The sequence below is a fragment of the Odoribacter splanchnicus DSM 20712 genome, from assembly GCF_000190535.1.
GTDB lineage: Bacteria > Bacteroidota > Bacteroidia > Bacteroidales > Marinifilaceae > Odoribacter > Odoribacter splanchnicus.
Genome location: NC_015160.1, coordinates 1,018,803 through 1,043,981, shown reverse-complemented (window position 1 = coordinate 1,043,981; position 25,179 = coordinate 1,018,803). Strand labels below are relative to the sequence as shown.

Sequence of the window (25,179 nt, the reverse complement as noted above, 5' to 3'; positions counted from 1 at the left end):
GTATTATTTCGCCTCTTTCTTCTTAAATAACCGTCGGAAAAATCCTTTCTTTTCTTTGGTTTTTTCTTCGGTAGTTCCGGGATGTTTCACTTTTTCCAGTTTACGGTTCGAGATCTTTTCGAGCAGGTTCAAATGTTCTTTGAAGGTCGGTATTTCCGTTTCTTTTTGCTGAGGTGGTAAGGCAAAAGGGAAGGAGAGCCTGTTCCAAACCTGATAATTCGGGCTCTCCAGGCAATCTTTCATAAACCGGCCGAAAATAGGCATAGCCATATTGGCGCCTTGTCCTAAACGGATGGTGTTGAAATGGATGTTTACATCGTTGGCTCCGACTCTGATTCCGACGACTATCTGGGGATTATATCCGATAAACCAGCCGTCTACCTGATTTTGGGTCGTACCGGTTTTCCCGGCCATTTCATTATGCAGACCGTATACCGAACGCAATCTTTGCCCTGTTCCTTCGTCGATGACTGCCGAAAGCATATTGCTCATTAAATGGGCTTCGTTTTCAGGCAGTACTTGCCGGGGAATTTCGGGCTGAGCTTTGAATATCAGATTACCCTGGCGGTCCTTGATTTCTTCCAGGTAATAAATCGGACGGAGGTTTCCGTTATTGGCAAAAGTCATAAAAGGACGAACCATTTCCTGCAAGGGGATATCGGCTACTCCCAAGGCTAAAGAAGGATAGGGAGGAAGCTCGGAGGTGATACCCAAACGGCGGGCATGATCGATAACGGTGTCTATGCCCGTCTGAAGCAATACTTCGACAGCGATGGTATTGATCGATTTACTAAGGGCTCCTTTCAAGGTGTAATATCCCTCATAATTGTTGTCCGAATTGCGTGGGGACCAGTCGTCATATTCCGGATAGGTTTTCTGTTCATTTTTGTAATAAGCGTCCAGACGGGTCCCCTGATGTATAGCTGCACTGTATACGACCGGTTTAAAGACCGATCCTACCTGGCGCGGGGCTTCAACCTGGTCGTATTGGAAATATTTATAGTTCAGATCACCGACCCAGGCTTTTACTTTCCCGGATTGTGGTTCCACAGCAATCATTGCCGGATGCAAAATCTTCAGATAATGCTTGATCGAATCGATCGAAGAATAATCTACCCGCATTTCTCCCTCTTCCGGGCTGTATACCAGCATCGCTTTTTTTTCATTCAGAATTTTCAGTATGTCTTTTTCAGCCAATCCCTGATGTTTCAATCGTTGATAGACCGTACTGTTCTGAATAGCATTTTTCAGTATCGCGGGATTTTTGTCCCAGGGTTCTTGTTTACCCAGGTGGGTGTAATAGGATTGCTGTAATTTTTTCATGTGCTCTTGAACGGCATTTTCTGCATATTGCTGCATCTCTGCGTCCAGAGTTGTTTTCAGGATAAGACCGTCCTTATATAGGTTGTAGTTCGTACCGTATTTTTCGTTGTATTCTTTGAGGATCCGGTCGGCATCCCGGCGTATTTTTTCGCGTAAATAAGGAGCCAGACCGGAAAAATGGTTGACCGGAATGTAATGCAGCTGTAGTTCTTCCTGCTTTATTTTTTCACCGGTCTCTTCATCCAGATAATCGTATTTCATCATTTGGTCGATTACCGTGTTGCGACGGTTGAGCGCCCTTTCCGGATGCAGACGCGGATTGTAACGCGAAGGTCCTTTGAGCATACCGATCAACGTGGCTGCCTGAGGGATAGTCAGATCGGAAGCAGAGGTTGAAAAATATTTTTGAGCGGCACTCTCGATACCGAATGTATTTTCCCCGAAAGATACCGTGTTCAGGTAAAGGGTGAGGATATCGTCTTTGCTGTAAATGTTTTCCAAACGATGGGCTGTAAACATTTCTTTGAGTTTCACAACCGGTATAAAGGTCACCTGCTGTTCGTCCCGGGGATACAGATTTTTAGCCAATTGCTGACTGAGCGTACTTCCGCCGCCTGAACTACGGTGTCCCAGCAGAACAGTTTTGAAAAATACCCTCAGCATACTGATTTTGTCTACGCCTTCATGTTCGTAAAAACGGACATCTTCGGTCGCGATCAGGGCTTTGACGGCATAAGGGGAAATATGATTGAAATTGACATTGGTACGGTTTTCGACATAATATTTACCGATCAGCAAGTTGTCTTCGCTATACAATTCCGAAGCTTCGTCATTACGGATATCCCGCAATTCGGCATAATCCGGTAGCTTACCCCAAAGACCGGCATATACCGAGTAGACAAATAGAGTGATACCGATTGCGAGAAACAGGATAAATAGCACCCCGTATTTCAATAGCTTGAACTTGTGGTGGTGCCGGTGAGAAGAAACCGCTTTTTTATGTTTTTTCTGATATTGTTTTTGGGCCATATGCTGAAAAGCTAAGCATATAATTCGACTTAGCCGGACAAAAATACAAAATAATTTCTTTTATCGGTCGGACTTCGGCTAGTACCGACATGCCCGCTGGCAGTTTGAAGGGTACGAGGATGAAGTGAAACCTGAAATGCTGGGGGAAAGTGAAGAAAATATTTAAAAGAAAAGTCCGGATGTAAAGTCCGGACTTTATACCTAAGGAAACAGAAGGGTTATTTGATGATTTCAACCATGGCACAACGATTCCATTTGTTGTTGTTGTTGTAGTAAGGTTTTTCTTTACCTACATATTCGATAACCATCCGGTTAGAATTGATGCCGTAATCTTTTTTCAACATATTGGCGACAGCCTCGGCTCTTTCTTGTGAAATCCGGAGATTTACATTGATCGGACCGAATTTATCGGCATAACCTACGATGCGGATTTTGACATCCGGGTTGTTTTTCATGAAAGTTCCGATATTGTAGATCAACGGGTCATAAATATCCTGAACCACGGCGCTATTGAATTTGAACGGGATGGTAGAGGGGATAGATTCTACGATTTCTACATTTTTCGTTTCAACCGGTCTAACCACTTCTTTCTCGATAACTTTGATCTCTGGCGGACGGTTCTGTAACTGAGTCACTTGATTAGCTAATACCAGGTTGGCGGCAGCCATTTCGTCGATGACAGCTTGTTTCGGTGCGGTACGGAAACCTCTGCCTTTGAAATAATAGGTAACCCCTGCAGTAAGTCCACCCAGCCCATCGTTCGGGAAACCACCGGTTTCTACCATCTTATCGTTGAAGATCATGCCCTGGAATTCGATGTTGGCATCGAATCTTTCAGAAATCTTGTATTTGGCTTGAATACCGCCATGGATGGTGAAAGATTGCTGATGTTTCCGGGTCATACCTCCGACACCGAAGAAAGGAACGATATCGAATTTACGGTCGGGGTTGTATTTCGCGAAGAAATTTATCAATCCCATCATAAAGTCGATGTTCATGTGCATATAATGCATGTGTAACATACTTCCGGCATTATCGGTGAAACCGTGTAATGCTCCGCCACCGCCTTGTAACCGTAATCCCCACCAGGGGTTGAACATTTTACCTACAGCCAACTCAGGCATAAAAGTAATCGTGTTTTTAAATTTTGCCTGTGAGGAATGTTCGGCAAAGAAAGCATTCGCTCCAAAATTTGCAGAAACAAACCAGTTATGCCAGAATGGGTTGGCTTCAAATGAGGTTTTGTATCCCGGAAGACGTTGTTCTATAATGACTTCCTCGACTTGCGCCTGGGCCTTTGTTATTCCACATAGACCAGCAACCAAAACAATTAACATTAATCCTTTTTTCATAACATTTTTATAATTAAGTAACTTATAATATTGACATTACATTTCGTTTGTTGTTATTATCTTTTGATTTAAAATAATAGAGGTGTCAATGAACTTGTATTTTAATGTCAAAACTTACCGGAATAACGTAGTTTGGGGGGAGGACGTTTCAAAATAGGGTCAATAAAATGTGAGTTTTTATGATTTTTAACCTTTTACTTTTAAGCTTTACATATTTTTTTTATCTTTGAACTCCGATCGTATTTCTTCCGGGGAGTATGGTCGGAGGAGGATGATTGCTTATTTTTAATCAGATACATATAAAACAAAAGTGGACCCGTCCACAGACAAAAATTGACGAACATGTTAAACATTGCATTATTTGGTCCTCCGGGAGCAGGAAAAGGTACTCAGGCAAAAAAGATTGTAGAGAAATATAATCTGGCCCATCTTTCGACAGGAGATATGATCCGCAAGGAAATTGCGGAAGGAACCGAGTTAGGTAAAATAGCGGAAGAGATTATCGCAAGGGGCGAATTGTTGTCTGATGAATTTGTGGTGAGACTGATCGAAAATAGTATGGCTCAGCATCGGGGAGTGAACGGATTCCTGTTCGATGGTTTTCCCCGTACTGTGGCTCAGGCTGAGATTCTCGACCGGATGTTGGAAAAGGAAGGTACTCCTTTGAAAGGATTGATCTGTATCCATGTCCCTTTCGAAGAATTAAAACGCCGGATGCTCGAACGGGCTAAAATCGAAGGACGGGCTGACGATAACGAAGAGGCGATTGCTAAACGGTTCCGGGAATATAATGATAAAACCGTCCACGTGGCTAATCATTATAAGAAGAAGGGAGTGCATATCGATGTCGAAGGAAATTGTCCGGTAGAGGAAGTGTTCAATGCTATTACGAAAGCGATAGAGGAAATGAAATAAGGTAGATCGGCTTGGTTTCGATCGGAATCCTTTAGAAATGAATCGGCGGAACTCGGGTCGGGAGTCAGTGTTTATCCCGAACGAAGTTCCGCCGATCAGTAAAGTGCCGGTCACGAAAGAACATTATTTTTTCAGTCCTTTTCTTTCCAATAGCGGTTCGATGCCGGGTTCTTTGCCCCGGAATTGTTTATAAAGTTTCATCGGATCGTCCGAACCTCCCCGGGAGAGTATATTTTCCCGGAAAGCTTTGGCTTTCTCCGGATTGAAAATATCTCCGGTTTCCTTGAATGCAGCAAAAGCATCTGCATCCAACACTTCTGCCCAGGTGTAGGCATAGTAGCCTGCCGAATAACCTCCGTTGAAAATATGTCCGAAATAAGGACTGCGGTAGCGGACGGTGATTTCAGGTATTAAACCGATCTTATCCAGTACTTCTTTTTCGAATTTTTCCGCATCGATCGGATCGCTGTTTTGAATAGTGTGGTACGCCATATCCAATAGGGCGGCCGACATAAATTCCGTCACAACGAAACCCTGATTGAAATGACTGCTGTTTTGAATTTTATCGATTAACTCCTGGGGCATCGGTTCACCGGTTTGCCAATGGTGGGTATAGATTTTTAAAACTTCGGGATCTCCGGCCCAGTTTTCCATCACCTGGGAAGGCAATTCGACAAAATCGCGGGCAACCGAGGTGCCTGCCACACTGGGGTAAGTACATTCGGATAGTAGTCCGTGTAAAGCATGCCCGAACTCATGGAATAGGGTACAGGCTTCATCGAAAGTAAGCAAGGCGGGCATATCTCCGGCCGGTTTGGTGAAATTGCAGACATTGGTAATGACCGGACTGGAATTCAATAATTTAGATTGCGGGCGGAAAGCGTCCATCCAGGCGCCGCTGCTTTTACCGGCCCGTGGAAAATAATCGGCATAATATATTCCGATGTGTTTACCGTCGGCATCTTTGACTTCGAATGCCAGGGCTTCGGGGTGGGGAAGAGGAAGGTTGTCGAGTTGTTCGAAAGTCAGGCCATATAACTTGTTGGCTACATAAAAAGCACCTTTACGGACTTCTTCCAGCGGAAAATATTGGCTGATTTCGGTTTCGTTCAACCCGTATTTCTCTTTTTTCAATTTTTCAGCATAATAGCGCCAGTCCCAGGGAGCTAGTTTGAACCGTCCTCCGGTTTTATCGATCATTTTCTGTAGTTCCCGGGCTTCTTGCCTGGAGATCGGTAATGCCGCTTCCCAAATTCGATTACATAATTGATATACGTTCTCCGAATTTTTAGCCATATTATCGTCGAGGACATAGCTGGCATAGTCGGGGAAGCCTAACAGCCGGGCTTTTTGTACCCGTAAAGAAACCATTTTGCTGATGTTGGCCCAATTGTTGTATGCATTGTCCTGACTGCCCCGGTCGATATAGGCTTTGTAGATCTGTTCGCGCAGATTACGGTTGTCTGCATATTGCAGGAAAGGCATAATACTGGGATTCTGTAAAGTGAATACCCATTTCCCTTCCAAACCGTTTTCTTTCGCTGTCTCGGCAGCAGCAGCGATGACACCTTGCGGGAGCCCGCTCAGGTCTTTTTCATTATCGATCACCAACCGGTAGGTATTCGTTTCATGCAATTGGTTGGCTCCGAATTTCAAACTCAGTAAAGCCAGTTCACTATTGATTTTTTTGAATTTTTCCTTGTCTTCTGCCGAAAGATTGGCACCACCACGAACAAAGTTGTTGTAATATTTTTTCAATACCATTTTTTGTTCCGTAGTCAGATTTTCTTTGTCCTGGTTATCGTATACCGTTTTGATCCGGGCAAATAGCTCGGCGTTCAGATTTATACCGTCCGTATGAGCCGTGATTTCGGGCATAATCTCCTCTGCAATGGCATTGATCGAATCGTTCGTATTGGCTTCCCGGAGATTGAAAAACACATAAGATACCTTGTTTAACAACTGCCCCGATTTTTCCATGGCCTCGATGGTATTGGCAAAAGTGGGAGCTTCCGGATTTTTCAGGATGGCCTGAATTTCTGCTTCCTGTTCTTTTATCCCTTCCCGGAAAGCCGGAAGGTAATGACGATTCTGAATTTTGTCGAAAGGAGGCACTTCGAAAGGAGTATCGAATGGGATTAAAAACGGATTGTCCGTAACCGGTTGGTGTTGATTGCAGGATTGCACCACTATTCCTGCAAAACAAATGACATACATAATTTTTTTCATAAAAGTGAGGTAAAATTGTTTTTGATCTTTACACACAAAGATAGCTATTTAATAGGCTAAAGTGCAAATAAACGGATAAATATAGTAAAAACGGGGACTGCGGACAGTTATTGTTCCCAGTTTGAGGCAGGTATAAATCCATGACGGGGAAATTATTCGAACTTTTTTTGTAAGACATTTGCTTATCTGAAAAAAATGTATTTCCTTTGCATCCTGTTTGGAAAGCGTTTATAAAAAATACTGAGAGATGTCAAGAGTTTGTCAAATAACCGGAAAAAGAGCAATGGGTGGAAACCATGTATCTCACTCTAAAAGAAGAGTAAAGAGAACATTCTCGATCAACCTGTTCAAGAGAAATTTTTATTGGCCAGAAGAAGACAGATGGATTCGCCTGAATGTTTCAGCCGATGGTCTTCGTTTGATTAATAAAAGAGGTTTAAATGCATGTTTAAAAGATGCTACTGCTGCTGGATTAATTAAAACTATTTAAAATCACTGACGATGGCAAAGAAAAGCAAAGGAAACAGAGTGCAGGTGATTCTTGAATGTACTGAACAAAAAGAATCCGGCGTGCCAGGAATGTCCCGGTACATCACTACCAAGAATAGAAAGAATACTCCTGAAAGATTGGAACTGAAAAAGTACAATCCGTATTTGAAAAGAGTAACGTTACACCGTGAAATAAAATAATTGAACTATGGCAAAGAAAACCGTTGCAACATTGAAAACCGGAGATGGTCGTGGTTATGCAAAAGTAATCAAAATGGTTAAATCTCCGAAAACTGGTGCCTATATGTTCAAAGAACAAATGGTTACCACCGATCAGGTAAAAGAAGTATTGAAGAAATAAGATGTTTCTTTTATATAAAAGAAGAGGGTGTCCAAAAAGTATTTGGCACCCTCGATTTATTCGTATCCCTATTGGAGACTGAAATCAAATATCCGATTCTACAAGGGGGTATTTTGCCTTTTTGGACACCCTCTTTTTATTTGATTTACTTTTGTATAAATGTTAATGTATAAGGTAGGTCGATAGTTACAAAAGGAATGGTTACCTGTGTTATTTTAGCAGACTTGTATTCATGTGGGAAACATGATGTTTATGAAGGAGATGGGTAAGACAAGGTAGAATTTTTGAACTGTCTTGAAAGGATTTTATGGGGCAGTTCTTTTTTTTTGAGATTACGGATTGAATGTTAAAAAAATATTAATATTTGATTGTTCTATTTATATATAAATATATATTTATATATTTGTGCTGTGAAATAATAGAGAATAGGATAACTTTAGATGGTCTTATGGGAACACAATGTTTTACGAAAGAAGAGCTTGAACACATCGCTTATGCCTTGAAAGCGGTAGCACATCCGAATCGGTTGGCTATCATTTGTCTGTTGTCCAGAAACGAGGAATTGAATGTTTCGGAAATCTGTGAACAGATGGCTTGTAGCCAGGCCTTGATTTCCCATCATTTGACGGATATGTACGCAAAAGGTATTCTTCAAATCCGGCGTGAAGGACGTAACGCCTATTATCGTCTGGCCGACGATCGGGTGACTAACGTGATGCGTTGTATGATGAAGGCTGGAGGTTGAGAAACCGGAAGCTATTTTTTTAATTTATTGTATAAATATATGTTTGAATATTTAATTATAAAAAGGAGGTTCTTATGGAAAAATTTGAAGAGTTTATAAATAGTGAGACACCGGTGTTGGTGGACTATTTTGCGGCCTGGTGTGGTCCGTGTAAAATGATGCATCCGATATTGGATGAATTGAAAGAGCGTTTGGGGGATAAAGTCCGGATTTTGAAGATAGATGTAGACGTTCCTGCCAATCGTCAAAGTGTTTACGCTTATCAGATCCAGTCTGTACCGACTTTGATGCTTTTCAAAAAAGGACGGATGTTGTGGCGCCAGAGTGGGGTAGTCAGAGTCCCTCGATTGGAAGAAATAATCAAACCCTATTTAGCCTCTTAAATTACCGGACATGAAGTATATGATTATCGGCGGAGTTGCCGGTGGTGCGTCTACGGCGGCTCGTTTGAGAAGATTGGATGAACAGGCTGAAATAATACTGTTTGAAAAAGGAGAATACATTTCATATGCGAACTGTGGATTACCTTATTATATCGGTGGGGTGATCGAAGAAAGAGAGCGTTTATTTGTACAGACTCCCGAAAGTTTCAAAGCCCGTTTTAATATCGAAGTTCGGATAAAATCGGAAGTAAAAGCGATCGAGCCTGAAAATAAACAGGTCGTTATAAAAGATTGGGCTACAGGAAAGACATATCGGGAGTCGTTCGATAAATTGGTATTGTCACCGGGCGCCGAGCCGGTACTTCCACCTTGGGAAGGGATTCGGACCGAAGGTATTTTTACCCTCCGGAATGTGGCTGATACAGATCGGATCAAAGCGTGGGCCGGCCGTCAGGAAGTGAAGAAAGCCGTTGTCGTCGGAGCTGGTTTTATCGGACTGGAGATGGCGGAAAATCTTCATGAGCTGGGTATACAAGTGACTGTTGTCGAGATGGCGGATCAGGTGATGACACCTGTCGATTTCGAGATTGCCGCAGTAGTTCATCAGCAGTTTAAAGATCGAAAAGTGGGGTTATTGCTTCAGGAAGCGGTGGCTGCTTTCTGCAAAACAGAGAACGGATTGCAAGTAGAATTGAAAAGTGGTAAAACCTTACAGGCCGATTTGGTCATATTGTCTATCGGCGTGCGTCCCGATAACCGTTTGGCTAAAGAGGCCGGATTGAAGATCGGGGAAACCGGTGGTATTTGGGTGAATGAATATTTGCAGACTTCCCATCCGGATATCTATGCCGTAGGAGATGCGATCGAATTTCCCCATCCTGTAAGTGGGCGTCCGTCGCTTTCTTTTTTGGCTGGTCCGGCAAATAAACAAGGACGGATATGTGCCGAAAATATCGTGGATGGAAATATACGGCCTTACAAGGGAGCTATCGGGACAGCGATCGCTAAAGTGTTCGATCTGACGGTCGGGGCAACCGGATTGTCGGCGCGGGTACTTGAACGGTTGGGAATAACCTGGCAGGAAGCTATCGTTCATGCCGGTTCGCATGCCGGTTATTATCCGGGAAGTATTCCGATGACTTTGAAGATTAATTTTTCCCCGGAAGATGGAAAATTACTGGGAGCTCAGGTGGTTGGGATGGACGGAGCGGATAAACGCCTGGAAATGTTGGCTGCAGTCATTCGTACCGGTGGTTCGGTTCAGGACTTGATGGAATTGGATCAGGCTTATGCACCACCTTTTTCCTCGGCGAAAGACCCGGTGAATATGTTGGGATTTGTAGCCGATAACAGGATGCGGGGCAAAGTGAAAATGATCGGTTGGAAAGAGTTGGAAGCGTGGGATAAGAATACCCTGACTTTAGTGAATGTATGTTCGGAAGAGGAATGTGAGCTGAATACGATCGAAGGGGCCGTCAATATTCCTTTGAATGAATTACGTGAACGTCTGGGAGAGCTTCCGAAAGGGCGTCCTGTGGTCGTGTTCTGTGCCGTAGGATTAAGAGGATATATAGCTGCCCGAATCCTGATGCAAAGAGGGTATGAAGTTTACAATCTGAGCGGTGGTTTAAAGACGTATAAAGCGGTTACCGTCCGGCAGAGCAATGAGATTTTACCGGAGACTTTACAGAAAGAACAGAGTCGGTCGGGTGGAGGAGGCCGACACCTGACCGTGGATGCTTGCGGATTGCAGTGTCCGGGACCTGTGATGAAACTGAAAAGTGGAATGGAGGGTTTGAAGATCGGGGAGAGGCTCGAGATTACAGCTACCGATCCCGGTTTTGTCAGGGATGTCGGGTCATGGGCTAAAATGACCGGCAATCGGTTGGTGCAGGTGGTACAGGAAAAAGGAATCATTACGGCTACCCTGGAAAAAGGAGAAGGAGGACAGGGAGGCGGGAAGGATGGTGTTTCCGCTGACGGAAAGACCATTGTCGTTTTTAGTGATGACTTGGATAGGGCGTTGGCTTCGTTCGTGATAGCCGATGGGGCAGCTTCTGCCGGACGTAAAGTGACGTTGTTTTTTACCTTTTGGGGATTGAATGTGATCAAGCGGAAAGCTACTGTACCGGTAAAGAAAGATATGGCTGGAAAGCTGTTCGGTATGATGTTGCCTTCGGGGAGTCGTAAGCTGGCTTTGTCCAAACTGAACTTGGGAGGGATCGGTTCACGGATGATGCGGGGAATGATGAAAAATAAAAAGATAGATTCTCTGGAGACTCTGATGGAGCAAGCGAAAGCGAATGGGGTAGAGTTTATCGCCTGCCGGATGTCGATGGAGGTTATGGGAATAAAAGCCGAAGAATTATTGGACGGAGTGAAAATCGGAGGTGTGGCTACCTATCTCGAAAGAGCCGAGCAAGCCAATATCAATCTTTTCATTTGAAATTCCGTCCCTGAATCCGAAAAAAAGAGATTAGCATTTGCTAATCTCTTTTTAGTAGCGGGGGCCCGACTCGAACGAACGACCTTTGGGTTATGAGCCCAACGAGCTACCACTGCTCCACCCCGCAATCCCGGTCAATACTTTCTGTATTGCGGGAGCAAAGATAGCTCTTTATTTCTTTCATACAAATTTTTCACTATATATTTTGGAACTCCGAAGCTTCCCCGTTTGCTGGATGTCCCGGGTTGATTCATCGGGGAAATACGGCAGGATGCATTTGGGTGGGGGAGAATGAGACGAGGGGACAAGTAATTCATTTTACGGTATATGAAATCCGGTTGACGAACGGATGGGACGGGCTCAAAGCCGGGGAGAAATAATTACGGTTGAAATTGTCGAGCCTTAAAAGAAGAACTCCGGGACGGACCTTTCGTCCGGAAATGGGACGAAAGGTCCGTCCCGGAATCCGAAAAAAAAGAGATTAGCATTTGCTAATCTCTTCTTAGTAGCGGGGGCCCGACTCGAACGAACGACCTTTGGGTTATGAGCCCAACGAGCTACCACTGCTCCACCCCGCAATCTTGGTCAATACTTTCTGTATTGCGAGTGCAAAGGTAGTGTTTATTTTTTATAATCCAAATATTCGGGAAGAAAAATTATTCTTAGTTTTTGTTAAAATCGGATTTTGTGCTGTAATTTTGTATACCTTTGCATGAAAATCGGTGAGTTATCCAAATAATGAAAGTATGATGTATCGGTTGAAAGGGTTAATATATGGGGTAATTTCCTCTGCAACATTCGGTTTGATTCCGCTTTTTGCACTTCCGGCGATTCGTAATGGGATCGGTGTGGATTCGGTAATGTTTTATCGGTTCGGTATTTCGGCTTTGGTATTGGGGCTTTGGTTGGTTATCCGGCGGTACGATCTGCGGATATCGGGACGGGAATTGTTCACTCTGGCCGGATTGGGTATTTTTTATGCTATGACCGCTTTGTTGCTGACTACTTCTTATTTGTATATTCCGAGTGGTATTGCAACGACGATTCATTTTCTTTATCCGGTGGTTGTGACGACCGTTATGATCCTCTTTTTTAAAGACAAGGTTTCTGTTCCGGTCATCGGAGCTACTTTGATGGCTATCTTAGGGGTATATCTGCTGAGTAATAACGGGACTGCCGGAACGGTGAGTCTGAAAGGGTTGTTGCTGGTTTTGACAACGGTCGTTACTTATGCCCTTTATATTGTGGGTGTAAACAAATCCTGTGTACACCGGATGGATGGTTTGAAGCTCACTTTTTATGTGCTTTTGGCAGGGGCTATGGTGTTCGGTTTGAATTTATCGGTGAAGGGAGTACCTTTAGATCCGATTCCGGATTGGGAAACAGGAGTATATTTGTTATTATTGGCTTTGATTCCGACATTGGTTTCCGATTTTACGTTAATCTTATCGGTACAGCATGTCGGCTCGACGACTACGGCTGTATTGGGATGTATGGAACCGTTGACTGCCGTATGTATGGGTGTCTGGTTTCTGCACGAAAGCCTGGGCTTTTGGCAATTGGCAGGGATTGTGATTATTTTGTCGGCGGTATCGGTTGTCATTCTGGCCAATAGTAAAGACGGATTCAGGCCTCGGCGTTTGATTCCTTTGAAATTGCGGAAAGCGGTTCGATGGATAAAGCCAATCAATTTCAGTCATTAAATATTGCTCTTATGGTTACTTTAAAAAGAATTACGCAGGCGGAAGATGAAGCTTTCCGGAAATTAACGGCCCTTTATACCGAAGCCTTTCCGGTAGAAGAAAGGCGGGAGATCGGTCAGCTCGGAGAGTTGCTGCATACCGAACCTGCCATGTATTTCAATGCAGTGGAATGTGACGGTCAGCTTGCCGGGTTGTTTGTTTATTGGGATTTCGGAAGTTTTTATTACCTCGAACATTTGGCTGTTTTTGCTGAAATGCGGAATAAAAAGATCGGACAACAGATTCTGGATTGGGTGAAAGAACAGCTGCAAGGGGTGAGATTACTCGAAGTAGAGCCTGCAGAAACGGAGATGGCTACCCGGAGAATCCATTATTATGAGCGGAACGGTTACCGGATTTTAGACCGGAATTATTTACAACCTCCTTATGTGAAAGGGGGGAAAGATTTTCCGCTCTGGGTGATGGGGAACGGGAGCGGACAGTCGGCAGAAGTATTGAACCGGCAAATACAGACCATCAAAGACAAGGTATATTACCGTCTGTAATATTTATTTTTACAACATACCGGAAAGTAGAAAAATACCTGAGATCGAATCATTATCTTTGACTTCAAGATAAGGGTAAAACAAGGTCAACGGCATCGGAAAAGTCAACTGACTGTTTGGATGTCGTTGACCTTTTGTTTTGGTCTTTTGAGAATTATATAATACACTTTTTATGTTATTAAAAACGTTGAAAATCGGTAATCTTTCTATTCAGGTGCCGATTATACAGGGAGGCATGGGAGTTGGAATCTCCCTTTCAGGTCTGGCCTCTGCTGTTGCAAATGAAGGTGGGGTCGGAGTGATTTCTGCTGCAGGACTTGGGGTAATTTATAAGAATTTGTCCAAAAATTATCTGGAAGCGAGTATATTGGGACTGAAAGAAGAGCTGAGCAAAGCCCGTCAGAAAACCCAGGGAGTCATTGGAGTAAATATTATGGTGGCTCTTTCGAACTTTGCCGATCTGGTCAGGACGGCGATTGCCGAGAAAGCCGATATTATTTTTGCCGGCGCGGGAATGCCGCTGAATTTACCCTCCTTTCTGCAAAAATCTATCATTTAGGTCTAAGTAATTGGCTATGAACAGCCTTATGAGTTATAAAATGCAGTAGGTAATGAGGGATATTCAGTAAATGTCCCTAAAAAGTAAGATGGCATATAAAGTTGATAGAGTATAATCACTTTATATGCCATTATTATTGCCCTTTTTCTGTGTTTTTTCACATAATCCTATCTTGTTAGACACGACGCTTCGGAAGAGGTCTGATGCCCCCTTCTGGTTCTGTCGGTAAATTTATGTCATGCCGCTTTATCCGCCCGGTTCCTGATTTTATCTATCATCAGTATGGCATTTGCCGTATGTATTCCAAAGAAAATCCATAGGATTTCCGTCTTCCTGTTCCGTGCCTTTATCCTTGAGAGTGAGTAATGCTGCTTCTGTGTGCCGAAGCTGCCTTCAAGTCGGGTGGCCCTTTCTTTGGAGAGTTCACTTCTGAGAACCTTTCTCAAGGATTCATCCCTGGCCGCCCTTCCCTTGCGTACAAAGGATGTGGATATTCCATATTTTGTACAGAACTTTCTGTTGGCATTATTGGCATATATGGAATCGGCAGCCACGCATCTTACCCTCACATTCATGAGCTTCTGCTGCATGCGGATACGGTCCTTCAGGCGTATACCTTCGTTGAAAGCCTTGAACGAGAGGTGTTCGATGAACGATATGCCGTCTATCTGTATGTTGTTGACCTTCGCACCGAACTCGACGGACTTTGTTTCCTTGCCTCTTACAATGGGACGTACATAATGACGGTCAATGCTGACGATGCGGTCCCTGACCTTCCTGCCTTCAAACAACTCCTTTTCCTGTACAAGAACCTTTCTGATGATGGAAAGACGCTTCTGGTAATCCTGGGTATATCGGAGTGAGGTTCCATGTTCTCTATGGATTTCATCCCTCTGTATGAGGAGCTTTTCAAGGAGTCTGATCATACGACGCTTGAGCATCCTTGTCCTTGAAGCCTTCCTCTTTCTCTTCTTGCAGTAGGACAGATAGGACTTCGCCACATCCGCATACTTGTTGCGCGGACGCCTTATACCCAAATCTCTGCAATGAAGGCAGATTTGCCTGTAGAGCCATTCCAGACTTTCCCAAAGGAGTTTCATATCCGTAGGAAAACGCATATGGCTCTCATAGCATGTGGCATCGGTCATACAGACGTGAAGGCTGTCAAGATAGGGTTTCCAGTGTGAAGCCAGCACTTCCTGGAGGGAATCAACATCAAGACGGGACGCTATCTCATTGCGGATGGCACTGACTATCTTGTAGTTGGTTATGGGAAAGGACGGATTTATCATAATCCCGCAGAACATCTGGTAGTGTATGTTCCCGTTAAGATGTTCCACCAGCTGCCTGTCAGAGAATCCGGTGTACGCCTTCAGGACCATAAGGGCGATCTTCGCCGAAGGACTGAAGATGTTCCTGCGTCCCAGTCGCTGTTCCGACAGGCCCATGGTCTTTGCCATACGCTCAAACGGAAACACCGAATGAAGCCTGCCAAGCTCACTCTCATGAAAACTCTTGCGATATTTTTCTATAATATCAAATTCTGTAAAGCCCAAAGTAGGGTGAATTTCCGAAATATTTTGTATCTTAGCCATATCTTTGTTGGGGAATTTCCCCCGTTTTGGATTCCAAACCTTATTTGCGGGGGAATACCTAAAGATACAAAAAAGCCAACTAATTCGCAACATTTTGTGTATGAATTAGTTGGCTAATTTTATACTATTTACTGAATATCCCTAATGATTTAGCGACCCATCTTCTGCAATGATATACAACGCTTTGCATAACTCGAATAACCTATTGCAAAGGTAATATTATCTACGGAGAAAGACGAAACTTTCTCCGTTTTTCTTTTCTGACGGCTCTCTATTCAGATAGCTGAGTCTATTTTTCGTCTTATTACTCATTGTTGTAGCAGTCTTACTTGTGAAGACTGCCTTTCATTTTTTCGCTCTGTCCTCTGCGGTGTTCCTCTCCACATTCTGCCCTATGTATTCGCATCGGGATCGGTTGTTCGTTGTCAGCGGCAAAGGTAGTTCCGGGCTTTCACGGACAAAAAAGGTCGAGGCGGAAAGCCGTTACGGCGACAATCTCCACACTTCCATTTCATTGCAGGTAGTATTCTCGCCGTAAACCTTGTTTGTCCTAAGCCCTACCTTTTTACGCCCCTGAAACGAAAACGACCGACCCGACGGAAAGACGCAAAAAAAATGTCGGAAACACGAGGACAGAGAAAATGAAAACTCAACTCCCTCACCTCTGGAATCCGCATAAAATCAAAAAAAACAGACAAGATGAAACTGAGATACAAAATAGCAATTTGGGTGGCACTTGCACTCGCAGGCTCTCTCCTTTGGGACGGAAGCGTCTGGCTTTGGCTGGCAGGGATATGTGTGGGAAAACTCCTCATTCGGCTTCTCCTTACCATCGCTTTGGCTATCGCAGTTTACATTCTGACTTATGCCTTCATTATCGGGGCAATACTTTGGTTACTCATTTCTTAAAACAGACAGATATATGAAAAGAAGAAGCAAAACTATCGCACAGCAATGCAGATACTATGAGGTGGATGGAAAAGCCACGCGACTTTGACCCTTTTGGCCACGCAGGATTTGCCCACCTTTGGCTACAATATGATTGACCCTTTAAAGTCCTGGTGTTGGGGGTCAATTTTATTTTACCCTTTTAAAATTTCTCGTTTTTCTTAGACCTTAACTTTCGCATACTTTCACCATATAGCTCTATGGTATGAGCTGTATGTATGATACGATCAAGGATTGCATCGGCTATTGTCGGGTCACCTACCATGTCATACCAATTGGAGGATGGGTACTGCGATGTGATGATGATGGATTTCCGTTCATGCCTGTCCTCGATGATTTCAAGCAGTATGGGACGCTCCTTTGCGTCAAGCGGTACGATGAACAGGTCGTCAAGGATGAGTAGTTGGCAGCGCTCAATCTTCTTGAGTTCCGTTTCAAGTGTACCTTTGACTTTGGCGACTTTCAGCGCACCGAGCAGTTTCGGGGCATTGGCATAGAAGGTCCGGAATCCCCTTTTGCATGCTTCGTGGCCGAGGGCACAGGCCAGATAGCTTTTCCCCGTTCCTGAAGAACCGGTAATGAAAAGGTTCTGTGCCTTATGCACAAAATCAAGGGTGGCGAGACGTTCCATCTGGTTGCGCTCCAGCCCCCGGTTCGTGGCATAGTCAATCTGTTCAATATAGGCCTTGTAGCGGAATGCCGCATTCTTGGTAAGCCGTGCAATGGCAGCCTGTGCACGATAGTCCCATTCGCGTGCAAGGAGCATGGACAGGAACGTGTCCGCAGTCATGGATTGCGGAGTGGTACCGGCAAGACTTTCCCTGAAAGCCTCTGCCATACCATGCAATTTCATGCGGTTCATTAAATCCAGTGATATGGTATTCTGGTCTTGTTGTCCCGTTACGGGAGCTGTTTTATTGTTTACTTCCATAAATATGAGTTTTATTGTTTGTCCTTTCTGTAATATTCACGTCCACGTATATTTTTGTGGGTCAATGGAGCCGGGGAAGTCACGTTGGGCTGTACTTTCCCGTCCTCATCGGGAAGGAAATCCGCATCTTCTCCCAGTTCAAGCACCTCGCGCAAGGCCTGATATCCGTATTGCAACTTCTGGTCCGCACATGCACAAGCCGCAACCAGACGGTCACGACCGTATTTTTTCTCCAGGGTCAGGATGCCACGGCATGACCTGAACGCTTTGGGTGGATATTGCATGGCACGCTCCACTTCCCGTAGATAGTTCAATACAATATTGTCTATTTCCGAGGCACGCCGGAAGAGTTCCTCCAAGTCCTTGTCATAGGGACCATAGTGTCCCGGCAGGTTGTGCTCCTTTTTCCAGGAATAAGCGTAAGGAATGTCACAGCGGTCATGGGTGGAGACAAGGCTCATGCCACAGTAGATTTCCACCGTGTCGGCATCATAGAGAATCGTCATGCGCCTGCCTACATACTCCTTTGGAACGCTGTAATGGTGTTTGAACAACGAGACGTAAGAGTTATTCCCGACAGTCATTAGCTTCCTTTCTTTCACCACGTAACGTTTCACGGGAAGCGGTCGAAGATAGTCCTTCTCTCCCTGAAGGAACATTTTCTTGCGTGACATCTCCCGTCCGGCCATCACCTTTTCATTGAAATCAAGCAGGGAGATACGGATAGCGGTATTGAGATCCTCCAGGCTGGAGAATGTCATTCCCTCCATATCAAGGTAAATGGAACGGTAAAGGAGCTTTACGGCATTTTCAACCAAGGCCTTGTCCTTGGGGTGGCGTACACGGGCAGGATAGACCGCACAGCCGTAATGTTCGGCAAAAGCGGCGAAATCATCATTGATGGCAGGCTCGTTGCGGTCGCTGCGTGTAACGGCCGCCTTCAAATTGTCGGGGACGATAGCCGCAGGAACGCCTTCAAAATATTGCATGGCATTCTCGCATGCCTTTATCAGGTCTTCCTTGCGTTGGGACCATACGGCCTCGCAGTAGGTATAATGGCTGAACGGAAGAATGGCGACGAACACCTCGGCCTTTTTCGTCTCACCTGTCATTTCATCAACGACTTCAAGCCTATCACCGGCAAAGTCAATATACATCTGGTCTGCGGCATAGTGCTCGACATGACCGACGACCTTGATGTGAAACTTGTACTGACGGACAGCCCGTTTGAAGGAAGACAACCGGAAACCGTCCGGATATTCGGCATGGTATTCCTTGAACAGTTTTCGGACACTCATGCCTTTGCGTGACAGGCGGGATACATATCCGGGAAGCAAGGCATCCAGTTCGATCCTTCTGGAAGAAGGTTCCCGATGCCGGGACTCCGTACAGCCGAACAGTTCATCCAACTGCCCATCGGGTAGGGAAAGAAGCTGTTCAATGCTCTTGCCGCTTGAAAGGAACAAGCGGACATACTTGCGGACAGTATTACGGGAAGTATGAAACGTGGACGCCGTTTCCTTGATTCCCATGCCGACCGCATAACATCTTAAAATGTTTTTGATTCGTTTATCCATTTGTATAGATTTTATTATCGTCCCCGTTACACCAGGACTCGGGTACTCAAATCTACACAAAAAAATCTATGACAATAGGTAAACTAAGTGGTCAATGCGATTTTGGCCAAAAGGGTCAATCATATTGTAACCAAAGGGGACAATCCTGCGTGGCCAAAAGGGTCAAAGTCGCGTGGCTTTTCCAGGGGGAGAAAGACTATCGTTCTGTATTCGGCGTACAGGAAATAGAATGTTTGTATGTGGATACGGAAGTATTGAATAAACAGTTTGAAGGCGAACCCTGGGAGGGGAAGATGACTGTCCGTTTGTTTCGCCTGGAGAACGGCAAAGGACAGTGCTTGTCTGTGAAAGAGAGCGGAATAAAAGTAGAGCGTCAGGATGCTTTGCCGGTGTATGAAGAGTGGATAGACCGCGCAGATTTACCGGAACAGGCCTGGAAACAGGGGATATATCGTATCTTGGCGGATATCGACGGAGTGGCCGGACAATCAGAAGATCTGTATATCGTCCCGGGGGAGGGGAAACCCGAAAAATATTTTCGCATCCTGCATGCCGGTCTGGACCGTTTTTGTGAAGAAACCGAGTCCGAGGCTCAGAAACGTCCTCATTCTTTCCGGATGTTCGATGCCACCCGATTGAAAAATATCCGTTTCTTCCTGATGGCCCAAAACCTGCTGGGGGGAGAGTGGGTATATGAATTCGTTATCCGGGTGGTAGACCGTAGGGGGAGTATCAAAGCCATGCAGATCGTAAAATCCGCCCAATATATCAAGGATCAGGCCGGGAATAGTATTCTTTGTTTTGCTGTCGATCTGGGGAGTCAGGAAGATTTCGTCACTCCGGGAGAATATACCGTGATGGTTTCCTGTTTCGGACAGACGGTCCTGAAGATGGGCTATGGAATAGGTCATAAAGATATTCCTTATGATTTCGAGCAGGAGATACTGGCCGATGGTGGAGAAGTGACCGTGAAGCAAAATCTGAATCCGGTATACACCGCTAAAGATAAAGATGAAATCCTCGACCGTTTGTATCGTTTGGTGGGGTTGCGTAAAGTGAAAGAAGAGATAACCCGGATCATAGAGTACGTCGAATTTATCCGTCTCCGGCGGGAGAATGGCTTCAGCGATACTTTTCCTCAATTGCATCTGATCTTTACCGGATATCCCGGTACCGGTAAAAATACCGTGGCGGAGATGGTGGGAGAATTGTATCAGAAATTAGGGCTTTTGAGTCACGGCCGGGTGAATCATTACAGCCGTCGTGATTTGGTGCGTGAAGGCACTGCTGCAGAAGAGCAATTGGTTCGGCAGGCCCTGAAAAACAGTATAGGGGGGATTCTGTTTGTCGATCAGGCCGGAGATTTATTTCATCCCGAAGATCCGAACGATCGGGGGGTGATCGCTTTAGGAATATTGTACGGTATACTGACCAGGGAAAAACCGGAAGTTTTGGTTATTCTTTCCGATATCGATGAAGAGATGACTGTTTTGCTGGAAGCTTTTCCCGATTTGCAGAAGCTTTTTCCGCGCCGGCTTTGTTTCGAAAATTATAGTCCTGAGGAATTGATGGAAATCGCCCGGATCAAACTGGAAAAACTGCAATTCCGTTTTACGCCGGGAGCAGAAGAGAAATTTTATAAACAGTTGAAAATAGCTTGCCGGGCCAATGAGGTGGATTTTACCAACGGACGTTACATCGACGAACAGCTCGAACAGGCTTCGGCCCGGATGTCGGCCCGTCTGATGGCGAACCGCTGCGGAGAGTATAAGAAAGAGGACCTGATGCTGATTACGGAGGAAGATATCGTAACTTTACCCGAGGGAGACCCTGGCAAAGCATTGGAAAAACTCAAGGCGATGATCGGTTTGAGGGCATTGAAACAAAGTATTGTACAACATCTGAGTTACGTATATTTTATCCGGGAAAGGCAAAAACATGGTTTCGACGATACCCTTCCTCCCCTGAATATGATCTTTAGCGGTAATCCCGGTACAGGGAAGATGACTGTCGCTAAGATGATGGGAGAAATCTATCATTCGGTGGGTATTCTGTTGCGTCCGAATGTGACGGTACAGGACGGACGTCAGCTCACCGGCGATGGAGGGCTGACTCCCCAACAGGGAGCCGAAGTGTTGATGAACGGTGCGGCCGGAGGTATTCTATATATCGACCATGCCGATGTATTGCCCCGGAGTGAATGGGGATTGGCCCTGTTCGAAGCTTTATTGTCGAATTTATCGACCGAGGAATGCGGGGATACGATCGTGGTTTTAGGCGGATATCCCGAAAGAGTCGATAAGATGCTGGAGATGAATCCCGCTTTAAAGAATTATTTTCCTTATGTATTTTCGTTCAACGATTATACGCCCGAAGAACTGATGCAGATCGCTGAAAATAAACTGAAAGAAAAAGCTTATGTATTTCATCCCAAGGCACGGGAAGTATTCGGTGAGCTGATCCGGAAAGCTTATGAAAACAGAGATAAAAATTTCGGTAATGCGCTTTTCGTTGAAAAAGTCGTGGCAGCGGCTATTCGTCATATGTCCGAACGGACGATGAAAATCCGTCAGGAACGGGAGCTGACCCGTCAGGAGATGACTACCATCCGCAAAGACGATATACCGGTCGATAGTTTTGAACTTCCAAAATTGGAAAGGGATGTATTCGATGAAGAGGAGATCGGCCGGGCATTGGAAGAGCTGGATAAAATGGTCGGACAAACGGGAATAAAAAAACAGATCCGTGATTTTGTAGAGCTGGCGCGTCATTATAGCCACGAGGGGGTAAAATTGAGCAGCCGGATGTCCCTGCAATGGTGTTTGACCGGTAATTCGGCCATGGGAAAGGGAACGGTAGCCCGGATCATCGCCCGTCTTTACAAAGCCATGGGGATCGTCGATAAGGGACAGGTATTCGATTTTAAGGTGGAAAGAATGATCGGACTGATGGAAGACGAGGCTCAGCGTAGTATCGGGGAAGCATTGGTGAAATCCAGCGGAGGTATCTTGCTTTTCGATGAAGATTCACCCAAATTGAACGAAGCTGTCGGCTTCCGTGAAAGAGTACGTGCTCTCCTGATGAATCAGATGGCCGAACATCCCGGAAGTTATATTATCATCTATGCAGAACCCCGGAACAGGGTATCGGGCATCAACGGAGACGCCGAACACATGTCGGATTTGGTCAATGTACTGGTCTTCGAAGATTATACGAAAGAAGAGTTGATGATTATTCTGAAACGTCGTCTGGAGAAAGAACGAATGAAAATGACAGCGACAGCCCGTCAGTATATGACTGTTTTTATCGGTTCGCTGGTTGCGACCGAGGAACGCAGTCATGCCAGTTCGCGCCTGATGCGGATCGTAGCCGATCTGATTGTCCGCAATTGTCTGCAACGGATGGCAAAGAGTAACCGGACGAGTACAGTAAAAGAGGTGATTTCTGTTCAAAAACAGGATGTGGCTATGTTTACCGAAGCTTTTGTGGCAGGAGTAATGAACGAACGGAAAAGAATCGGATTCATTTGAATCGGGCAGATAAGAAAGTAGAACGATATAAAGAGATTGGAAATGAAAAAGCAAATGATATTGTGGACTTGTATGCTGTTATTGGTATTGGCAGGATGTAAGAAGGACGATGTGCAGTATACAGACCGGTATGAACTGAAAGGAAAGGTAGAAAAAGGACCTTTTGTCAGAGGATCGGAGGTTACGGTTTATGAATTGAGCGAACGGCTTGAACGGACCGGAATCAGTTATACGAAGACCGTACAGGACGATCAGGGAAATTTCGATTTCGGTATTTTGGATATCCGGTCTCCTTATGTAGAAATTGTGGCGACAGGAGCTTTTTATAATGAGCTGACCGGCGAACAGACCTCCGGATCGTTGAGTTTGCGTTCGATTGCAGATCTTTCGAATCAGAAATCGGTGAATGTGAATGTATTCACTCATCTGGAAACCCGACGATTATTGGAGTTGAACGGTGGAGAAAAGCGCTTTAAAGCCGTCAGTCAGCAGGCACATGGAGAAGTGTTGAAGGCCTTCGGGTTGCAGAGATTCGAGATGGATGAGGTGAATACCTATTCACTGACAGATGGAATCAAAGGAGCGGGTAGTTTGTTGGTGGTGTCGGCTTCTCTGTTGAAGGATAAAACCGAGACCCGGTTTGCGGAATATTTGGAAGGGTTGTGTGAAAAGTTGAAGGAAACCGGTACGCTTCCGGACGATACGAAGGAAGAAATCCGTAAAAATGCAGTGAGTATCGATTGGACAAAGGTTGCTGAAGGATTAGTTGCAAAGTATAAGGAAACCGGCCTGGAAATTACTGTGCCCGATTTGAGTTATTTTATCGACTGGGACGGCGATGGAGAAGCCGGAAATGAATTCGGAGGGATCGTAGGCGATAAAAAATTGAAATTCAAGACCGATACTTTACGGGTAAGTCAGGATGGGGGAGAATATGCTGTAGATATCCTGGCTAATTTATCTTATGATTTTACTTATCCCGGTATGGAAGAAGAAGTGCCGAAATCCGGGGTGGAGGTAGATAAATTATTCCAGTTCAAGTCAGAGGAAATGGATTATACAGTGACGCTCGATAAGGTGCAGGGGCAGCTTAAACTGACGGTACAGCCGGCAAAAGGATATTGGATCCGGGATGAACGCATTACTTTGTACAGCCTGGATGGTGAAGTAAGCGCCACCCTGCTGATTACTCAGGACGGAGATATGAATAAGTTCGAAGTACCTGAAGGAGTCGAAGAAGCGGTGAGCGGCATATTGGGGAGTATCCGTGAAGCCTGTGATTATATGTATACGATAGAGGCTTATTATACGCAATGTTTCCCGGAACCACAAAACAAGTGGCAGAAATATTACCGGCATGAAAAAAGTGTCATGGCCGATATAGACTTGAAGCGGGCCTGGGAGGTGGCTTATAAAGCTATTGCCAGTGCCAATAATGGGTATGATATCCTGGAGAAGGAAAAAATGGGTAACCTCTGTTCGCCTCAGTTTAAGTTGTTGCGTTCGATCATGTATTATCCGCTGATCGTATTGTGGGGAAACATTCCTTATCCGGAACATTTTTCGACGGCGGCGGCACCCCGGTTGACAGAGCAAAAAGCTTACGAGAAGTTGGCTGCGGATCTGGAGGAGATCCATCGGCTGATACTGGACTGGAGAAGTGCTGAATATCAGGATTACATCGGTATCGGTGAACTGATGCTGGGAAAAGTGTATATGCAATTGGGAAGATACAATGAAGCGAAAAGGGGCTTGGAGATATTTTTGAAGAATGAAGGGTATGCCTTTAATGCCAGCCGCAAAGAGGCCTTGAATAGCGGTTCTAAAGAACTGGTATTCGGGTTGGATCTGCTGGATTATCCTTCGGTATATACCAGTGAGATTGCAGATCACCGATATTTACCTGTCGGTAGCTATACCGAGGCTTTGTTATTGCTGGCCGAATGTACGAATCGTATCGGTGACCGGGCGAAAGCTATGGATTATCTGAATCAGGTCCGGAAAAACTACCGTTTGTCTGAAGCGACAGATTTCGACCAACAGTTGAAAGCTACCTGGAAAGAATTGTTGAAGGGGGAATTCGCTTATTTCGCTTTTTTAAAACGGAACGATCTGTGTGAAAAAGAACTCGGAATCGAAGCCTGGCAAAAGCTCTTGCCATTCCCTGAGTCGGAAGTCGGTTTAGGTGGGGCAGAACAGAATCCGGGGTATTGATCGTTTTATAGTTGCAACGGTTACAGCAGGTAGATTTGTTTGCTGAAACCGTTGTAATCGTTGCCTCCTTTTAACTATTAAAGAAGTAGAATTATTCCGCTCTTTATTCGTCTTCGGTGTTCGTGTTCAGGGAACCGGTCGCCTAACTATCCATAATCCGATAGAGGTGAGCCGGTATTTTATTCTATAAAATTTTTCTAATTCTTCCTTTGCCAGGTCGTGTTAATGTGAGATGCAGGGTTTTATGCCGGAGGACCATTGGAGCAGGAACGAGTGTCCGGTTAGGGTTTCCGAACGCCCGACCG

18 protein-coding genes, 2 tRNA genes and 1 pseudogene are annotated in these 25,179 nt (G+C 45.0%); 13 read left to right on the top strand and 8 right to left on the bottom strand.

The annotated features are described in order from the left end of the window. Window positions 1–3: 3 nt before the first annotated feature. Together ODOSP_RS04390 and ODOSP_RS04385 are read right to left on the bottom strand one after the other, a co-directional pair. Window positions 4–2,352, bottom strand: coding sequence for a penicillin-binding protein 1A (locus ODOSP_RS04390; RefSeq protein ID WP_013611178.1), 2,349 nt, complete (start codon window positions 2,350–2,352; stop codon window positions 4–6). A gap of 218 nt (window positions 2,353–2,570) precedes the next feature. Next, complete coding sequence (locus ODOSP_RS04385; RefSeq protein ID WP_013611177.1) at window positions 2,571–3,704, bottom strand: OmpA family protein; 1,134 nt, start codon at window positions 3,702–3,704, stop codon at window positions 2,571–2,573. Window positions 3,705–4,046: 342 nt separating this feature from the next. Here ODOSP_RS04385 and ODOSP_RS04380 point away from each other — a divergent pair, with 342 nt between their 5' ends. Next, window positions 4,047–4,619 (top strand): adenylate kinase, encoded by a 573-nt coding sequence (locus ODOSP_RS04380; RefSeq protein ID WP_013611176.1) that lies wholly within the window; start codon window positions 4,047–4,049, stop codon window positions 4,617–4,619. 123 nt (window positions 4,620–4,742) lie between these two features. On the opposite strand, the gene ODOSP_RS04375 is transcribed toward ODOSP_RS04380, so the two are convergent. After that, the gene (locus tag ODOSP_RS04375; RefSeq protein ID WP_013611175.1) at window positions 4,743–6,848 is read right to left on the bottom strand and encodes a M3 family metallopeptidase; all 2,106 of its coding nucleotides are present in this window, start codon (window positions 6,846–6,848) and stop codon (window positions 4,743–4,745) included. Window positions 6,849–7,095: 247 nt separating this feature from the next. On the opposite strand from ODOSP_RS04375, the gene rpmB reads away from it, so the two are divergent. The 6 genes from rpmB to ODOSP_RS04350 all read left to right on the top strand — a co-directional run bounded on the left by rpmB (window position 7,096) and on the right by ODOSP_RS04350 (window position 11,272). Further along, the gene (gene rpmB / locus ODOSP_RS04370) at window positions 7,096–7,338 is read left to right on the top strand and encodes a 50S ribosomal protein L28 (RefSeq protein ID WP_013611174.1); all 243 of its coding nucleotides are present in this window, start codon (window positions 7,096–7,098) and stop codon (window positions 7,336–7,338) included. 11 nt (window positions 7,339–7,349) lie between these two features. Then, the gene (gene rpmG / locus ODOSP_RS04365; protein WP_013611173.1) at window positions 7,350–7,538 is read left to right on the top strand and encodes a 50S ribosomal protein L33; all 189 of its coding nucleotides are present in this window, start codon (window positions 7,350–7,352) and stop codon (window positions 7,536–7,538) included. Between the two features lie 7 nt (window positions 7,539–7,545). Then, window positions 7,546–7,698 (top strand): DUF4295 domain-containing protein, encoded by a 153-nt coding sequence (locus ODOSP_RS19150; RefSeq protein WP_013611172.1) that lies wholly within the window; start codon window positions 7,546–7,548, stop codon window positions 7,696–7,698. Between the two features lie 448 nt (window positions 7,699–8,146). Beyond that, window positions 8,147–8,443 carry an ArsR/SmtB family transcription factor gene (locus tag ODOSP_RS04360; RefSeq protein WP_013611171.1) on the top strand — a complete coding sequence of 99 codons (297 nt, stop codon included), beginning with the start codon at window positions 8,147–8,149 and terminating at the stop codon, window positions 8,441–8,443. Window positions 8,444–8,517: 74 nt separating this feature from the next. Beyond that, window positions 8,518–8,826: a thioredoxin gene (trxA, locus tag ODOSP_RS04355; RefSeq protein ID WP_013611170.1), complete on the top strand. Its 309-nt coding sequence runs from the start codon at window positions 8,518–8,520 to the stop codon at window positions 8,824–8,826. A gap of 10 nt (window positions 8,827–8,836) precedes the next feature. Next, complete coding sequence (locus tag ODOSP_RS04350; protein ID WP_013611169.1) at window positions 8,837–11,272, top strand: FAD-dependent oxidoreductase; 2,436 nt, start codon at window positions 8,837–8,839, stop codon at window positions 11,270–11,272. A gap of 55 nt (window positions 11,273–11,327) precedes the next feature. Here the strand turns inward: ODOSP_RS04350 and ODOSP_RS04345 are convergent. Beyond that, window positions 11,328–11,399 (bottom strand) — tRNA-Met (locus ODOSP_RS04345). A gap of 379 nt (window positions 11,400–11,778) precedes the next feature. After that, a tRNA-Met gene (locus ODOSP_RS04340) sits at window positions 11,779–11,850 on the bottom strand. Window positions 11,851–12,018: 168 nt separating this feature from the next. Between ODOSP_RS04340 and ODOSP_RS04335 the strand changes: the two genes are divergently transcribed. From ODOSP_RS04335 to ODOSP_RS04325, 3 genes and pseudogenes are all read left to right on the top strand, one after another. Then, window positions 12,019–12,975, top strand: coding sequence for an EamA family transporter (locus ODOSP_RS04335; protein WP_013611168.1), 957 nt, complete (start codon window positions 12,019–12,021; stop codon window positions 12,973–12,975). Between the two features lie 11 nt (window positions 12,976–12,986). Further along, window positions 12,987–13,520, top strand: a complete 534-nt coding sequence (locus ODOSP_RS04330; protein WP_013611167.1) for a GNAT family N-acetyltransferase — start codon at window positions 12,987–12,989, stop codon at window positions 13,518–13,520. A gap of 172 nt (window positions 13,521–13,692) precedes the next feature. Continuing rightward, window positions 13,693–14,067 (top strand): annotated as a pseudogene (locus ODOSP_RS04325) (NAD(P)H-dependent flavin oxidoreductase); the annotation flags it as partial. 248 nt (window positions 14,068–14,315) lie between these two features. Here the strand turns inward: ODOSP_RS04325 and ODOSP_RS04320 are convergent. After that, a complete protein-coding gene (locus ODOSP_RS04320) occupies window positions 14,316–15,674 on the bottom strand; it encodes a transposase (RefSeq protein ID WP_083813773.1) in 1,359 nt (452 codons plus the stop codon). 699 nt (window positions 15,675–16,373) lie between these two features. On the opposite strand from ODOSP_RS04320, the gene ODOSP_RS04315 reads away from it, so the two are divergent. Then, complete coding sequence (locus tag ODOSP_RS04315) at window positions 16,374–16,583, top strand: hypothetical protein (protein ID WP_013611165.1); 210 nt, start codon at window positions 16,374–16,376, stop codon at window positions 16,581–16,583. Between the two features lie 181 nt (window positions 16,584–16,764). On the opposite strand, the gene istB is transcribed toward ODOSP_RS04315, so the two are convergent. Then, window positions 16,765–17,553, bottom strand: a complete 789-nt coding sequence (gene istB, locus ODOSP_RS04310; protein ID WP_013610662.1) for an IS21-like element helper ATPase IstB — start codon at window positions 17,551–17,553, stop codon at window positions 16,765–16,767. A gap of 11 nt (window positions 17,554–17,564) precedes the next feature. Continuing rightward, the gene (gene istA / locus ODOSP_RS04305; RefSeq protein WP_013611164.1) at window positions 17,565–19,130 is read right to left on the bottom strand and encodes an IS21 family transposase; all 1,566 of its coding nucleotides are present in this window, start codon (window positions 19,128–19,130) and stop codon (window positions 17,565–17,567) included. 149 nt (window positions 19,131–19,279) lie between these two features. Between istA and ODOSP_RS04300 the strand changes: the two genes are divergently transcribed. Next, window positions 19,280–22,660 (top strand): P-loop NTPase family protein, encoded by a 3,381-nt coding sequence (locus ODOSP_RS04300; protein ID WP_041556386.1) that lies wholly within the window; start codon window positions 19,280–19,282, stop codon window positions 22,658–22,660. Between the two features lie 42 nt (window positions 22,661–22,702). Further along, window positions 22,703–24,874: a tetratricopeptide repeat protein gene (locus ODOSP_RS04295; protein ID WP_013611162.1), complete on the top strand. Its 2,172-nt coding sequence runs from the start codon at window positions 22,703–22,705 to the stop codon at window positions 24,872–24,874. Window positions 24,875–25,179: the final 305 nt, after the last annotated feature.

Coding starts and splice junctions, on each gene's coding strand:
- ODOSP_RS04390 (WP_013611178.1), bottom strand. CDS start 2,352: ATGGCCCAAAAACAATATCAGAAAAAACATAAAAAAGCGGTTTCTTCT.
- ODOSP_RS04385 (WP_013611177.1), bottom strand. CDS start 3,704: ATGAAAAAAGGATTAATGTTAATTGTTTTGGTTGCTGGTCTATGTGGA.
- ODOSP_RS04380 (WP_013611176.1), top strand. CDS start 4,047: ATGTTAAACATTGCATTATTTGGTCCTCCGGGAGCAGGAAAAGGTACT.
- ODOSP_RS04375 (WP_013611175.1), bottom strand. CDS start 6,848: ATGAAAAAAATTATGTATGTCATTTGTTTTGCAGGAATAGTGGTGCAA.
- rpmB (WP_013611174.1), top strand. CDS start 7,096: ATGTCAAGAGTTTGTCAAATAACCGGAAAAAGAGCAATGGGTGGAAAC.
- rpmG (WP_013611173.1), top strand. CDS start 7,350: ATGGCAAAGAAAAGCAAAGGAAACAGAGTGCAGGTGATTCTTGAATGT.
- ODOSP_RS19150 (WP_013611172.1), top strand. CDS start 7,546: ATGGCAAAGAAAACCGTTGCAACATTGAAAACCGGAGATGGTCGTGGT.
- ODOSP_RS04360 (WP_013611171.1), top strand. CDS start 8,147: ATGGGAACACAATGTTTTACGAAAGAAGAGCTTGAACACATCGCTTAT.
- trxA (WP_013611170.1), top strand. CDS start 8,518: ATGGAAAAATTTGAAGAGTTTATAAATAGTGAGACACCGGTGTTGGTG.
- ODOSP_RS04350 (WP_013611169.1), top strand. CDS start 8,837: ATGAAGTATATGATTATCGGCGGAGTTGCCGGTGGTGCGTCTACGGCG.
- ODOSP_RS04335 (WP_013611168.1), top strand. CDS start 12,019: ATGATGTATCGGTTGAAAGGGTTAATATATGGGGTAATTTCCTCTGCA.
- ODOSP_RS04330 (WP_013611167.1), top strand. CDS start 12,987: ATGGTTACTTTAAAAAGAATTACGCAGGCGGAAGATGAAGCTTTCCGG.
- ODOSP_RS04320 (WP_083813773.1), bottom strand. CDS start 15,674: ATGGCTAAGATACAAAATATTTCGGAAATTCACCCTACTTTGGGCTTT.
- ODOSP_RS04315 (WP_013611165.1), top strand. CDS start 16,374: ATGAAACTGAGATACAAAATAGCAATTTGGGTGGCACTTGCACTCGCA.
- istB (WP_013610662.1), bottom strand. CDS start 17,553: ATGGAAGTAAACAATAAAACAGCTCCCGTAACGGGACAACAAGACCAG.
- istA (WP_013611164.1), bottom strand. CDS start 19,130: ATGGATAAACGAATCAAAAACATTTTAAGATGTTATGCGGTCGGCATG.
- ODOSP_RS04295 (WP_013611162.1), top strand. CDS start 22,703: ATGAAAAAGCAAATGATATTGTGGACTTGTATGCTGTTATTGGTATTG.